This window comes from Gluconobacter sphaericus NBRC 12467 (genome assembly GCF_006539125.1).
In the GTDB taxonomy this organism is placed as follows: domain Bacteria; phylum Pseudomonadota; class Alphaproteobacteria; order Acetobacterales; family Acetobacteraceae; genus Gluconobacter; species Gluconobacter sphaericus.
In genome coordinates, this window is sequence record NZ_BJMK01000004.1 from 63,810 (window position 1) to 78,405 (window position 14,596).

Here is a 14,596-nt window from a genome sequence, read left to right on the forward strand (position 1 = left end):
CCACGGAGACCGTCACGCGCATGTCAGAGACCCAGAACCAGCCCGAGATTCCTGGCGCAGACGGTGAAGATTACGGCGCTTCCTCCATCTCGGTTCTGAAGGGACTGGACGCCGTCCGCAAGCGTCCGGGTATGTATATCGGCGATACCGATGATGGCTCAGGCCTGCATCACATGGTCTTCGAAATCATCGACAATGCCGTGGACGAAGCTCAGGCCGGCCATGCAACCTACTGCATCCTGACCCTGAACGGTGACGGTTCCGTTTCGGTGCGCGACGATGGCCGTGGTATTCCGACCGACCTGCACCCCGAAGAAGGTATCAGCGCCGCCGAAGTCGTGCTGACCAAGCTTCATGCCGGCGGCAAGTTCAACCAGAATTCCTACAAGGTTTCCGGTGGTCTGCACGGCGTGGGTGCGGCCGTGGTGAACGCCCTGTCCGAATGGATGGAAGTGCGTATCTGGCGCAACGGGCTGGAGCACAAGATCCGCTTCCAGCATGGCGAACGTGATGAGGCCTTGCACGTCATCGGGCCGTCCTCCGAAGACCGGGGCACTCTGGTCACGTTCAAACCCAGCAAGCAGACCTTCACGAAGGTCGATTTTGATATTTCCATTCTTGAACGCCGTGTCCGCGAACTCGCATTCCTGAATTCGGGCATGCTGATCATCCTACGTGACGAGCGCCATGCCGAGCCGAAGGAGACACGCTTCCATTATGAAGGCGGTCTGAGCGCGTTCGCCGAATGGCTTGATTCTTCAAAAACTTCGATTGTCACGCCGCCCATTACGGGTGAAATCGACAATCCCGAAAGCGGCATCCGTGTCGAGTTCGCGCTAACCTGGAACGACAGCTATCACGAGACGATGCTGTGCTTCACCAATAACATTCCTCAGCGCGATGGTGGCACGCATCTGGCCGGTTTCCGTCAGGCTCTGACGCGCGTCGTGGGCAAGTACGCCGAAGGTGTGGCCAAGCGTGAGGCAGGATCACTGACGGGTGAGGACATGCGTGAGGGCATGACCGCCGTGCTGTCCGTGAAGGTGCCGGATCCAAAATTCTCCTCCCAGACAAAGGACAAGCTCGTCTCGTCCGAAGTCCAGCCTGTCGTCCATGCTGCCGCGTCCGATGCAATCTCCCACTGGTTTGAGACGCATCCCAAAGAAGCAAAGGCAATCGTCGCCAAGATCATCGACGCTGCCAGTGCGCGTGAAGCTGCGCGCCGTGCGCGTGAGCTGACGCGCCGCAAGGGTGTGCTCGATGTTTCCTCGCTTCCGGGCAAGCTCGCAGACTGTCAGGAACGCGATGCTTCCAAGGCTGAAATCTTCATCGTCGAGGGTGATTCCGCAGGCGGCACGGCCAAGCAGGGACGCGACCGTCGCTTTCAGGCCATCCTGCCGCTGCGTGGAAAGATCCTGAACGTCGAGCGCGCCCGGTTCGACCGGATGCTGGGCTCGGCGGAAATCGGAACGCTGATCACCGCCCTTGGCACCGGTATCGGTCGGGGTGAAGTCGATCAGGGCGGTTTCTCGGCCGAAAAACTGCGCTACCACAAGATCGTCATCATGACCGATGCTGACGTTGACGGTTCGCATATTCGCACGCTTCTACTGACGTTCTTCTTCCGTCAAATGCCAGAACTGATCGAGCAGGGCTATCTCTACATCGCCCAGCCGCCGCTCTATCGTGCCAAGCGCGGTCAGGAAGAGCGTTATCTCAAGGATGATGCCGCTCTTGAGCAGTACCTGCTGGACAAGGCCCTGGCGAATGCCTCCCTGCGTTTTGCGGATGGCCGGGAACTGACAGGAGAAACCCTAACCGAAGAAATCGTGTTCCTTTCGACTGCTGCCCGGCGCCTTCAGAGCATTTCTTCCAAAATACCCGTATGGGTTATGGAGCAGGCTGCAATCTCAGGTGTGCTCGATATTGATATCGCTGTCGCAACATTGCGGATGCCCGAGTTCCAGCAGCGTCTGGATGGGGCTTCGCTACCCAACGAGCGCGGCTGGAAAGTTTCCATTTCGGAAACCGGTCTAGAATGCGCACGTTCCGTCCGAGGCGTTGGCGAGGTTTATCGGATCGAACCTTCGCTCCTGCGCTCGGCGGAAGCCCGCTGGCTGGTGTCGGAATGGGAACGTCTGGCCCGCGATTTCGCAAAACCCGTCACGCTCACACTGGATCCCACGGCTTACGAACTGTTTGGTCCCGCAGCGGTCATGGAGCGCATCCTGCTGCAGGGTCGTCGCGGTCTGACCATCAATCGGTTCAAGGGTCTGGGCGAAATGAACGACGAGCAACTGTGGCACACCACACTCGATCCTTCGACCCGTACTCTGCTGCAGGTCAAGATCGGAGATGTGGAAGATGCGGGGCAGGTCTTCTCCACGCTGATGGGTGACGTTGTGGAGCCGCGCAGGGACTTCATTGTCGGGAATGCTCTGAAAGTGGCCAATCTTGACGTTTAAGGCTCTTGTCGCAGGAGTGACATTTGCCGTGATGGCCGGACTTAGTTGTGGTCCGGCCCACGCTGAGGGGCAGGTCAATGCCGCCTATGCCGTCTACCTCAAAGGCTTTCACGTCCTGAACGCGCAGACATCCTACCAGCTCCAACCCTGGGGCTATGGGGGTAGCACCCAGATCAAGCCTGCGGGCCTGATCAGCTGGTTCGTGACCATGGATGTGACATCCCGCGTTGAGGGAAAGTTCACACCCGATGGCAACGTGCAGCCAGTCCTGTTTGACAGCGGTGGCATTTCCCGCGGCAAGCGCCGTCATGTCCGACTGGAGTTCTCGAACGATACTCCAAAAGTGACCGATCTCCAGCCTTCGGAGACCGACCGCGAGCCAATCCCCGACAGCTCCCTGCCGCATACAGTCGATACCCTGAGCGGCATGGCGCATCTGCTGCATGCCCTTGCCACGACCGGGAAATGCGACGGAACGCAGATCATTTTTGACGGGCTCCGGCTGACTGAAATGGTGGTCCATGGTCCGACTGTGGCCGACATCCCGCAAGGACAGGACGAGGCCTATTCTGGGCAGGCGCTGCGCTGTGATTTCGTAGGGCGCCAGCTTGCAGGCTTCGTTAAGGACTCCCCAAACAGGGCAAAACTGGCTTCTCCCCAGCCGGGATCCGTCTGGTTCAGAAAAATTAACGATCTGGGACTGATTCCGGTCCGGATCGAGTTCAACCACCCCAAACTTGGACATGTCATGGTCGTCATGCAACACGCCGTAGCTCCCTGAACAGAGCACTCGAACGTCTTGCAATAATCGGCAATTCGAAGTGATGACACAGTCTGCTGGCTCCGTTTGACGCGGGCCCGCGGTTTGGATACCCCGGGCTGGATATGACCGACAGCACCTATCGTACCACTGCCATTATCCTTGCCGCGGGCCTCGGCACGCGCATGAAATCCCGCCTGCCAAAGGCGCTGCACCGTCTGGGCAACCAGCCGATGATCAACCATCTCATCACAACTGCACGGCAGGTCTTCGATGATGTGGTCGTCGTCACCGGACCAGACATGCCAGACCTTGAAAAGGCCGTCCGTCCTTTCAAAACCGTCACACAGATCGACCGACTTGGCACAGCACATGCGGCCAACACGGCACGAGATCTATTCGGCACTGGCGACGTGGCCATTCTTTATGCCGATAATCCGCTAATTACGGCAGAGACGATGCAACGCCTTCTGGCAGCGCGCAGGGAAGGCGCCAGTCTGGCGCTTCTGGGAATGCGACCTGCAGAGCCTGGGCGTTATGGCCGGATTGTGGACAACCACGGCAGGGTCGTGAAGATCGTCGAATTCAAGGACGCCACAGAAGAAGAACGCCGCATCAAGCTGTGCAATGCAGGTGTCATGTGTGCTGGAGCCAACGAATTCCGGACCTGGCTTGCGGATGTCGGCAACGACAATGCCCAAGGTGAGTATTACCTCACGGATGTGGTTGAAATGGCTGCGAAAGCCGGACCAGTCGTGTGCGTGGAAGCGCCGGAAGCTGAACTGGCGGGCGTCAATTCCCGATCAGAACTGGCTCGTGCCGAGGCGACACTTCAGACCCGGCTACGAAATGCAGCCATGGATGCCGGCGTTACACTTGTTGCTCCTGAAACCGTATTTTTCAGCACCGACACCGTTATCGAGGCCGATGTAACAGTTGAGCCGAATGTTTTCTTTGGTCCCGGAGTCAATATCCGTTCCGGTGCTCTCATTCGTGCATTTTCTCATCTGGAAGGCTGTGAAGTCGGGGAAAATGCGATGATTGGTCCCTATGCCCGGCTGCGCCCCGGCACGCTTTGTGCCGCGCAGACGCATGTCGGAAATTTCGTCGAACTCAAGAATGTCGAACTGGGTGAAGGCGCGAAGGCCAACCACCTGACCTATCTGGGGGACGCTTCGATCGGAAGCGGCACGAATGTCGGTGCAGGAACCATCACCTGCAACTACGATGGCGTATTCAAACACAAGACCACGATCGGCGAGCGCGTGTTTGTTGGTTCGGATTCCATCCTTGTGGCACCCGTGACCATCGGAAACGATGCCCTTATTGCGGCTGGCAGCGTCATTACCAGTGACGTCCCCCCTGGCGATCTAGCTCTGGGCCGGGCCAGGCAGACACTGAAAAGCGGGCAGGGCCTTCAAATCAAACAATCTCTCAAAGCTCGGAAGGAACAGGGCTGATGTGCGGTATCTGCGGTATTGTTGGCCACCAGCCTGCCAGCCCGATCGCATTCGAGGCGCTCCGCCGCCTTGAATATCGCGGGTATGATTCCGCTGGCATCGCCACACTGACGGCGTCCGGGGACATTGAGCGCCGTCGCGCGGCCGGCAAGCTTGATAATCTCGAGCATGTCCTGAAGGAACACCCACTGCCTGGCACGACCGGGATTGGGCATACGCGATGGGCCACGCATGGCGCGCCCACGGAAAACAACGCTCACCCGCATGAATCTGGTCGTGTGGCGATCGTTCATAACGGCATCATCGAGAACTTCGCAGAACTCAAGAAAGAACTTGAGGCGAAGGGGCGTGTGTTCCGCACCGAAACGGATTCAGAAACGGTCGCCCATCTGGTCGATGATTATCTGGGGCAGGGGTTGGAGCCTCGGGACGCAGCCTTTGCCGCAATCAAACGGTTGGAAGGCGCCTATGCCATTGCCATGATCTTCAAGGGTCATGAAGGCCTGTTGATTGGCGCGCGCCATGGTGCTCCGCTTGCGGTGGGCTATGGCAATGGTGAAATGTTCCTCGGCTCCGACAGCATTGCGCTGGCTCCGATGGCCCGGAAGATGACCTATCTGGAAGACGGCGACTGGTGCGAACTGACGCCCGATCATGTCACAATTTTCGATATGACCGGCGGGGCAGTCAGCCGTCCGGTTCAAGATTTGACCTTCATGGCGGGACAGGTCGGCAAAGATGGTTACCGGCATTACATGGAGAAGGAACTCCATGAACATCCCGTCGCCATCGGGCAGACACTGAAACGCATTACCGACCCGGCTTCGAAACGCATCGCCCTTCCGGAAATGCCGTTCGATCCGGCGCAGGTTCCCCGCATTACCATTACGGCCTGCGGCTCAGCCTATTATGCCGGCATGGTAGGGCGGTACTGGCTGGAATCTTTGGCGCGAATTCCGGTGGAAATCGATGTTGCATCCGAAATGCGCTATCGCGAGCCGCCGCAGCCGGACCGGGGCGTAGCGCTGCTGATTTCCCAGTCTGGCGAAACAGCTGACACATTGGGCGTTCTGCGAAGCCTTAAAAAGGCCGGGCAAAGCATTGTTTCCGTGCTGAATGTCGAGCATTCGACCATGGGACGCGAAAGCGATCTCGTTCTGGGCATGGATGCGGGACCGGAAATTTCCGTAGCCTCTACGAAAGCCTTCACGGCCCAGCTTTCCGTTCTGGCGGCTCTGGCAATCGACTTCGCACGGGCCCGCGGCGCTATGGACCAGGCCCGTGAAGAACGTCTGACAGCCAGCCTGTTGGATCTGCCATCTCGGGCTGCAGAAGTCTTTACCCGTACCAAGGATATCCAGGCGATGGCGGCTGTTGTCGCACAGGCCCGCGACGTCCTGTATCTAGGGCGTGGAATCTGCACGCCAATCGCTTTTGAAGGTGCCTTAAAATTAAAAGAAATCAGTTATATCCATGCGGAAGCTTATGCCGCGGGTGAACTAAAGCATGGCCCCATCAGCCTAATCGACCAGACCGTTCCGGTCGTTGCCATCGCACCGTCCACAATCCTGTTCGACAAGACGCTATCCAATCTGCAGGAAGCGAAGGCGCGCGGCGGGCGCATTCTTGCCTTCACCGATGCAGAAGGTGCGAAACGTCTTGAAGGCGTGGCGGAACAGGTTGTTATCATGCCGGATGTGGACGCTTTCGTGGCCCCAATCCTGTATGCCATTCCCGTTCAGATGCTCGCTTATGAAGTGGCCCTTATCAAAGGGACAGACGTGGATCAGCCTCGCAACCTTGCCAAATCAGTCACGGTTGAATGAAGGTTTTTCCTATCGGGGGAAATTTTTTGCATACATTATAATAACATCACACATGACAACCTAAAGGAGACGCAGATATGGGTGGAGACGCAATATCCGGAATATCGGCCGGAAATTCAGGACTCTCTCCCAGCGCCTCTGAGATCACCATACGCGAAGCTTTTGTCAGGCGACTGGATGAGCAGGGATTTGAGGGGGATATTGACCTTCAGGTCTCGTCGCGGCTGGTATCTTCCACCGATAACAGCATCTATCAGCGTCTTCCGGCTGCCGTTATTCATCCACGCACACAGGAAGATCTCAACCGGGCCGTCCGTGCTGCTGCAGATGGTAAACTGACCCTTGCAATCCGTGGCGGCGGGACAGGCACCAACGGCCAGTCTCTGACTGATGGTATCGTCCTCGATGTCTCCCGCCATCTGGACCGGATCCTGGATTTCAACGCTGAAGCGGAAACGGTCACGGTAGAACCAGGCGTTATTCTCGCACGTCTCAATGCATTCCTGAAGCCTCACGGATTTTTCTTTCCCCCTACGGTCTCGACCGCTACCCGGGCTACGATCGGCGGCATGATTGCAACCGATGCGTCCGGCAAAGGGTCACGCATCTATGGGCGAACTTCCGACTACATAGAGACGATGGACGTCGTGCTCTCGGACGGAACTGACCTGCAGGTCGGCCAACTGACAGCACCACAGCTGGAAGAAGCGATGAGCGGGGAAGGGCTTGCCGCCCGCGCTTACCGCGAAGTCCATCGGGTCGTCACGGAACAGGCCGACGAGATCCACCGCGTTTTTCCTGATATGAACCGTGGCCTGACGGGATACAACCTTCAGAACGTCCTCCTTGAGGACGGAAGCTTCCATATCGCACGCCTTCTGGCCGGATCGGAAGGCACGCTTGCCCTGACCAAGAAAGTTGTCCTGCGAGTCAGACGTCTGCCAAAACACCGACAGCTTATCGTCGTTCGCTATGCCAGCTTCAACGATACCCTGCGTGATGTTCAGATGCTTCTGCCAGCCAATCCGTCTGCAGTAGAAGTGCTAGATGACCGCGTCCTTGCCAAAGCTCAGCAGGACGTGACATGGCACGCGCTAGAACGCGTTCTCGGCACTAGGTCTGCGCTCCCTGTCAAGGGCATGAGTTTCGTTGAGTTCGTCGGAGACGATCTGGAGGCCCTGCAGGAACAGATGGCCCAGGCGGTCAGCCTTCTTGCGAATTCTCCTTACCAATCCATTGATCATAAAGCAGTTTCTGATCCGGGTATTATCGCGAGCCTCTGGACGCTGCGGGAAAAATCCGTTGGTCTCCTCGGTCGTCCGGAAGGTCACAAACAGGGCGTTCCGTTCGTCGAGGATACTGCCGTTCCCCCTGAAGTCCTGCCTGAATATGTCAGCGAATTCCGAGACATTCTGGATGGGTACGGACTGTCTTATGGCATGTTTGGACATGCCGATGTCGGTTGCCTGCATGTCCGCCCGTTTCTGGACATGCTTACACCACAGGACCGGGCTCTGATCCGTCCGATTTCAGACGCAGTGGCCGCTCTGACGAAACGTCATGGCGGCCTGCTCTGGGGTGAGCATGGGCGCGGATTTCGGGGCGAATTCTCCCTGCTGTTTTTTGGAGAAACGCTGTTCGCGGAACTCTGCCGGATCAAGGATGTCTTTGATCCCAAAGATATTTTCAACCGCGGCAAACTGGCACCAGGTGGCGTGGGCTACCCCGTGGACCGCATTGACGGCATACCGTTCAAGGGTAGCTTCGACGGAGATATTGCTCCCGCACTCCGTGAGCCTTACGCCCTGTCCATCAGCTGCAACGGCAATGGTGCCTGTTTCAACCGTGAACCGGACATGGCCATGTGCCCGTCCTACAAAGCCACGAAAGACAGATCACAGTCCCCGAAAGGCCGTGCCCTGCTGCTCCGGAGCTGGGCCCGACTGCGCTCCCTGCCGGACAATGCACCCGATCGCGGAATGCTCCCGGCTCTGACGGAGGAACTCAAGGCATCACTGGACACCTGTCTGTCCTGCAAGGCCTGCGCCACACAATGCCCGATCCGCGTTGATATTCCGTCCATGCGCTCGAAGTTCCTTGCAACCTACTTCCGCGACAACCACAGGCCGGTTCGCGACTATCTGATGTACTGGCTGGAGCCACTGCTGGCAGTCGGAAGACAGGCTCCGGCACTGGCCAATCTGTTGATGCATAATTCGCTCTCGCAGACGCTTCTATCCCGGATCGGGCTGGTGGATCTTCCCCACCTGAAGCCTGCGCGACTGGGAGCTGACAGTCGGGTCAGCCGCTCCTGGCTGCGTCACAACCATCTTAATCCGCGGGCAGTAATCCTGATTCAGGATTCCTTTACCGGCAGCTTTGACGGCGCCCTCATTGAGAGAATCCATACGCTCCTTACCTCTCTTGAGCTGGACGTAAAAGTCACACCCGTCTGGGACAACGGCAAGGCCCGGCACATTCTGGGATTCCGCAGGGGTTTTGGTGTTACGGCCCGTCAGACATTGCGGAAACTGCGCAGTCTGGCTGCTTTTGGTATTCCGGTCGTTTCGCTGGATGCAGCCACTGGGCTCATGTTCACGCAGGAATACAGGGAAGTCGCAGGAGATACTCCTGTCCCGGCCGTTCTTCCTCTGGAAACCTATCTGCGCGAGCAAATAGAGCAGGGAACGTTCGCCCAAGTGCAGAGCGAAAACGATACCAAATCCCTGACAGTCATCTCGCACTGCACGGAACAGGCTGCCCGTCCAGAAAGCGCGGACGACTGGACCTTCATCCTTCGGCATTTCGGAATGCCAGCTCAGGCAGGCAAGGCCGGATGCTGTGGTATGGCCGGACTGTTCGGACACCAGAAAGAACGGGCCAGCCTATCCCGCCAGATCTTTGATCAGAACTGGGCAGGGAAAGTGAAGCAACCAGTCTTGGCGACCGGATTTTCCTGCCGCTGCCAGACCGAGCGCATGGCCGGTTATCGTCCGTCCCATCCAGCGGAAGCATTGATCTCCGCGTTGCAGGAACGGTCCTGAAAACAGGACGTTCATAACGATGAAGCGCCTCTGGACGCACCCCGTCCAAGCTGTAACACTGTTACCAGTCCAATGATGCGCAGCTTTTCGTGCGGGCCCTGTGGAGTACAAATGTGATGTCTTCCCTTCCATCAAGGATTTACGCTGTCGTCGACCATCCGCGCTGGGTGGAACGGCTTGGTGGAGCGGGTCTACGTTTCATAGAGCTCTATCTGCGCGATCTGCCGGAAGAAGAAATCAGAGCTCAGGCCCTGCTGGCACAGGAACTGGCCGCACGTTTCAATATTTCTCTGGCGCTGAACCGCTACTGGCAGACGGCCATAGAACTGGGCTATGAATGGCTGCATCTTGGCCCGGAAGATCTGGAAGGGGCGGATCTTGACGCGATCCGAACCGCTGGCACCAAATTTGGCATCTCGACCCATACGCCTGAAGAGCTGCAGACGGCACTCGCCTGCAAGCCAGATTATGTGTCCTTCGGCCCGGTCTGGTCCACGCAGCTCCGGGGTGTTCCGCTGACGGGGCGGGGCCTGGAGAAACTATCAGAATGGCGTGGGCTGTGCGGCAATATTCCGCTGGTTGCCATTGGCGGCCTTACCGTACCCAGGCTGGCGGAATGTCTTAAGGCAGGTGCCGATACGGTTGCCGTCATGAGCGACTTCATCGGCCATGAGGACCCGGAAGGGCAGGTCAGACGCTGGCTCGACGCCGTCTCCCAAGGACAGCACGAACTTGAAACACGCCCAGTCGTCTGAAGACGACCATATGAAGGAGCCGAGACAACGATGATGGTGACAGGACTGGCAGCCGTACTCCTAGCGCTTGCGTTCCTGCTCACGCTTGTCAGCATTATCCAGCCCCTCGCGAAACGTCTTGAGATTTCCGAAGCTGTCCTGTTGGCCCTGACCGGGATCGGGCTGGGCCTTGTTGCGTCCCTTATCGTGCGCTCGTCTGCGACCGATCTGTTGGATGGAGCGGCCGAGGCACTGATCTATTTCCCGGTCAATAGTGAAGCTTTCCTGCTGATCTTCCTGCCCATCCTGGTGTTTCAGGGAGCCATGGCCATCGACGTGCGACGTCTGGCCCATGAGACAGCAACGGTACTGCTGCTGGCAGTTGTCGCTGTCATCGTTTCGACCGCTACCATTGGCTTCGCACTTTATCCGTTCTCGCAACAGAGCCTTGTCGTCTGCCTGCTTCTGGGATCGATCGTGGCGACGACTGATCCGTCTGCCGTGGCCGGAATCTTCCGTGAAATCGGAGCTGCTTCGCGTCTGACGCGCCTTGTCGAAGGTGAGGCACTCCTGAACGACGCTGCAGCCATTTCGATCTTCTCGATCCTTCTGGCAGCCGTCACCTCGCATCATCATATCCACTTGGCCGACGCGCTGATGGACTTCCTGACGGCTTTCATCGGGGCGATCGTGGTTGGCGTCTGCCTGGCTCGTCTCACATTACTGCTGATCGCTGGACTGGGGGGATCAGCTGCTTCGGAAGTCACGCTGACCCTTGCACTACCTTATGCCGTCTACATCCTTTGTGATGAGATGCTCGGCTTTTCCGGCGTAGTCGCAACAGCTGCTGCGGGCCTGACGGTCTCCGCTTACGGGCCGTCCACTTTCCGGCCGCAGGTCTGGCGTTTCCTGAACGAAATGTGGGAGCAGCTCGTTTTCTGGGCCGGCTCTCTCGTGTTCCTTCTGGCCGCCATGCTCGTGCCCCGGTTGCTGATCGGTATGACGAAATGGGATTTCGTACTGATCCTGATCGCCAGTGTCGCGGGCCTAATCGCACGTTCGGCCGTGATTTTCGGAATGCTGCCACTTCTTGCCATCACGAAGCTCTCGCCGCCCGTTCCCAATCCCTTCAAGGCCACGATGGCCTGGGGTGGTATCCGTGGTGCCATTACGCTGGCGCTGGCTCTAGCGGTGACCGAGAACCAGAGCGTCTCAAGCCCCGTTGCGCATTTCATCGGCATCATCGCCACCGGCTTCGTTCTCATCACACTTTTGGTCAACGGGACCACGCTGCGGGCGCTTGTCCTGTTCTTCAAACTGGATCAGCTGTCACCCATTGATCAGGCCATCCGTCAGCAGATCGTGGGCATTGGCCTCGGTGAGGTTGCCGAACGAACACGGGAACTTTCCGAAGAACTCGGTTTCAGCGAGCAGACCCGCGCCGGCGTCGTCAGCCGCCTTGAGCGGCGCGCCGAAAAGGAGAGGGCGGCCAACAATTTTGAATCCGCCCTAAGCGATCGCAACCGCGTCAATATCGCCCTGATCACCATCGCCAACCAGGAGCGCTCCCTGCTGCTGGACCTGTTTCGCATTCAGGGGCTGTCCCGGCGCGTGATGGAGACATTGCTGCGGACGGCTGAGTCTATGGCCGATGGTGCGCGCCTTGAAGGGCGCTATGGTTATGTCCGGGCCCTCAAGCGCCGCCTTCAGCCCTCATTGCGCTTCCGGATCGCGCAGGAGCTTCACAGCCGCCTGCATATCGACGAGCCGCTGACGAACTGCATGATGGAGCGCTTCGAGATGCTCATCATCGCGCATCTCGTCTCGCTATCGCTTCAGCGCTTCATCCGCCAGCGCATGGAACCAACGCTTGGCCCACGTATCACAGAAATCGTGTCTGAAGTGCTCGGCCGCCAGCGCAAGCTTCTGGACGATGCACTGGAAACGTTGCGTCTGCATTACTCCGGCTATTCCGAAGCTCTGGAAAGCCGCATTCTGCGCCAGATTGCCCTGCGTCTGGAGGATGAGGAATATGACGCGCTCGAAGCAGACAACCTGATTTCCGAGGAACTGCACCGCGAACTTCATCGTGAGATCGAACGCCAGCGCGCGCGTCTGGATGCCCCCCTGCGCTTCAATCTCAAGAGCGGCATTGAACAACGTCTCAGAGCCTTTCCGGCCTTCAACGGGGTTCCCGACAGCGTGCTTCAAAAGCTCTCGGGCAAGGTCTCCATGCATTTTGTCTCGCCCGGCGAGGTCCTGTTCAAGCGCGGGCAGCGCGTGCGCGTCGTCTATGCGCAGGTAGCAGGGCTAGCAGAAGTCAATCTGGCGGAACGCGACCTGCTCTTCGGAAGCGGAGACCTGATCGGTGCGGCTTCCGTCATTCGTAACGAGACCATGCCCGGAACCGTCCGCTCCCTGCAGTTCAGCCATCTGCTCGCCATTCCACGTCCAGTGTTCGAGAAGCTACTGAAGGAGTATCCCATCGTACAACGCCTCATTATCCAGCGCAGTCAGAAAAGAGCAGACGGGCTGCTGACGCCTGTCACAGTTCGCACGCTGGATGGCGATGCTATCTCAACCGCATCGGCGCCAGAAATGCGACATCTGGTTGTGCCGCGGCCTTAAGGCACGGGCGGCGCGGTCGCTTTGCCGGGGGCCAGAAGCTCACGGAAGCGCACAGCACAGAAGCCGAGGATTACCGCTGCTACAAGCGCGGCTCCTGAATGCATCAACCAGAACGAGACGTCGGAAATCCGTCCCAGCAATGTCGCCAGCTTTCCAATCAACAGGTTAGATAGAAACAGATGGAGCGAGAAGCAGGCAACGAGAATTGTGTTCAAGCTCACCGGGGCTGCGCGAGAGAAAAGCGCCATTCCGATCGCATAATTCATCGAAAAACCGATGTCATTGATGATGTGAAAGGCCAGCCCCCAGAAGAGGCTAACCTCATGGGGACCCGGACTGATCCATGACCCCAAAGCCAGCATCAGCGGCCCGAAAGCGCCAATGAATGTCCCCAATGCGACCTTGGATATCTCCGACAGATCGGGCCTGCGACGCGCATAGATCTTCCAGAACCACAGAACCAGCACGGCGCACAGGGTGCTGATAAATCCGTCCAGGGAAATGAGATCGCTCACCGGCATCTCATATCCTAAAAGATGAAGCTGGAAATGTTCGCGCCCCCAGAGCAGGTAGCCATCGAAGATTTCCGAGTTCGGGATAGCACCCACGGCCAGGACAGGCACAAGCGCCAAAAGCAGCAGGGCCGTCTTCTTTTCCTGTGATGTCAGGGCAGGACGTGCATGTTTTGTGAGTGCGGCCGGGGCCGCAGACTGAAGCACAGCAGGATCGGGGAGCCAGCGCCGCCCCACGAGATAAACCACAAGCCCGATCAGCATACCCAGGCCTGCTGCCAGAAAGCCCCAGTGCCATTCGATTTGCGCCAGACTCGCACACAGGACCGGGGACACGATGACGGCGACCTGAAGTCCCATCATGTAAATCTGATAAGCATCCGAACGCCGCCGGTCATCCAATTCATACAGTGCGCCGACCTGTGCCCGCAGACCGCCAGCCATGCCAAGACCAGCCAACAGAAAACCGAGAGCCAGTACAAAGCTCCAATCAAATGACATTAAGAAGTGGCCCGCTGTCATCAGAATGGCGCCCAAGAGGATAGTCCGTGTCTGACCGAGGACGCGGTCCGCCAGAAACCCACCGAGGAGAGGGGTGGCATAAATCAACGCCAGGAACAGACCCGTAATGGCTGCGCTCATGGCGCGCGGTCCCACAGGCGCATAAATGGCCGAAACAAGAGCTTCAAGCGGTCCGAGACCCACAACGGCTCCCGAATACGCCGGCTGCAGCAGATGGTCGGTCAGATATAGGGCCAGAATGGCCTGCATCCCATAGAGCGAAAACCCAACCCAGCCTTCAGTCAGCGTCAGCACCCACAACCCGACGGGCTGCCCCCAAAGTTCCCGCTGTTTTGCTGCGGAAAACGGTTCGACAGTCGGGGAAGCAGGAAGGATCTCGGTCATGCGGCCTCATTCACGCAGGGGCGGGAGAACCTGCGTAAAGGGAGAAAGGCGGTGAGGTAAAGAGGGAGCGAGAGAAGTGGCAAAATGCCATATGATAAATTTGTGGCATTTTGGCATAAGATAACAACAAGGCGAGTCAGCCTCCGATCTGTGGCAAAATGGCCCAATTTCTAAAGCTGGCATTTTGCCATAGACAGCAAGCCTGCCGTTACGGGAAAGCCTTGCATCCATCAGGAATCAACTTCTGGATGCCAGAAAATC

General features: G+C 58.0%; 8 protein-coding genes. 7 read left to right on the forward strand and 1 reads right to left on the reverse strand.

Annotation, left to right across the window (positions count from 1 at the left end):
- The first annotated feature begins 20 nt into the window (after positions 1-20).
- The 7 genes from gyrB to GSP01_RS04380 all read left to right on the forward strand — a co-directional run bounded on the left by gyrB (position 21) and on the right by GSP01_RS04380 (position 12,917).
- The gene (gene gyrB / locus GSP01_RS04350; protein ID WP_141351096.1) at positions 21-2,465 is read left to right on the forward strand and encodes a DNA topoisomerase (ATP-hydrolyzing) subunit B; all 2,445 of its coding nucleotides are present in this window, start codon (positions 21-23) and stop codon (positions 2,463-2,465) included.
- A 31-nt stretch (positions 2,466-2,496) separates the two neighbouring features.
- On the forward strand, positions 2,497-3,246 hold the full coding sequence (locus GSP01_RS04355; protein ID WP_228123810.1) for a DUF3108 domain-containing protein: 750 nt from the start codon (positions 2,497-2,499) through the stop codon (positions 3,244-3,246).
- 104 nt (positions 3,247-3,350) lie between these two features.
- A complete protein-coding gene (glmU, locus tag GSP01_RS04360; protein ID WP_141351100.1) occupies positions 3,351-4,685 on the forward strand; it encodes a bifunctional UDP-N-acetylglucosamine diphosphorylase/glucosamine-1-phosphate N-acetyltransferase GlmU in 1,335 nt (444 codons plus the stop codon).
- Complete coding sequence (gene glmS / locus GSP01_RS04365; protein WP_141351102.1) at positions 4,685-6,511, forward strand: glutamine--fructose-6-phosphate transaminase (isomerizing); 1,827 nt, start codon at positions 4,685-4,687, stop codon at positions 6,509-6,511. The genes glmU and glmS overlap by 1 nt, the downstream gene beginning before the upstream one ends.
- A 77-nt stretch (positions 6,512-6,588) precedes the next feature.
- Positions 6,589-9,555 carry an FAD-binding and (Fe-S)-binding domain-containing protein gene (locus tag GSP01_RS04370; RefSeq protein ID WP_141351104.1) on the forward strand — a complete coding sequence of 989 codons (2,967 nt, stop codon included), beginning with the start codon at positions 6,589-6,591 and terminating at the stop codon, positions 9,553-9,555.
- 116 nt (positions 9,556-9,671) lie between these two features.
- A complete protein-coding gene (locus GSP01_RS04375) occupies positions 9,672-10,310 on the forward strand; it encodes a thiamine phosphate synthase (protein WP_141351319.1) in 639 nt (212 codons plus the stop codon).
- A gap of 30 nt (positions 10,311-10,340) precedes the next feature.
- Positions 10,341-12,917 carry a cation:proton antiporter gene (locus GSP01_RS04380; RefSeq protein WP_141351106.1) on the forward strand — a complete coding sequence of 859 codons (2,577 nt, stop codon included), beginning with the start codon at positions 10,341-10,343 and terminating at the stop codon, positions 12,915-12,917.
- Here the strand turns inward: GSP01_RS04380 and GSP01_RS04385 are convergent.
- The gene (locus GSP01_RS04385; protein ID WP_141351108.1) at positions 12,914-14,335 is read right to left on the reverse strand and encodes a peptide MFS transporter; all 1,422 of its coding nucleotides are present in this window, start codon (positions 14,333-14,335) and stop codon (positions 12,914-12,916) included. The two genes, GSP01_RS04380 and GSP01_RS04385, sit on opposite strands and share 4 nt — an antisense overlap.
- Between the last annotated feature and the right edge of the window lie 261 nt (positions 14,336-14,596).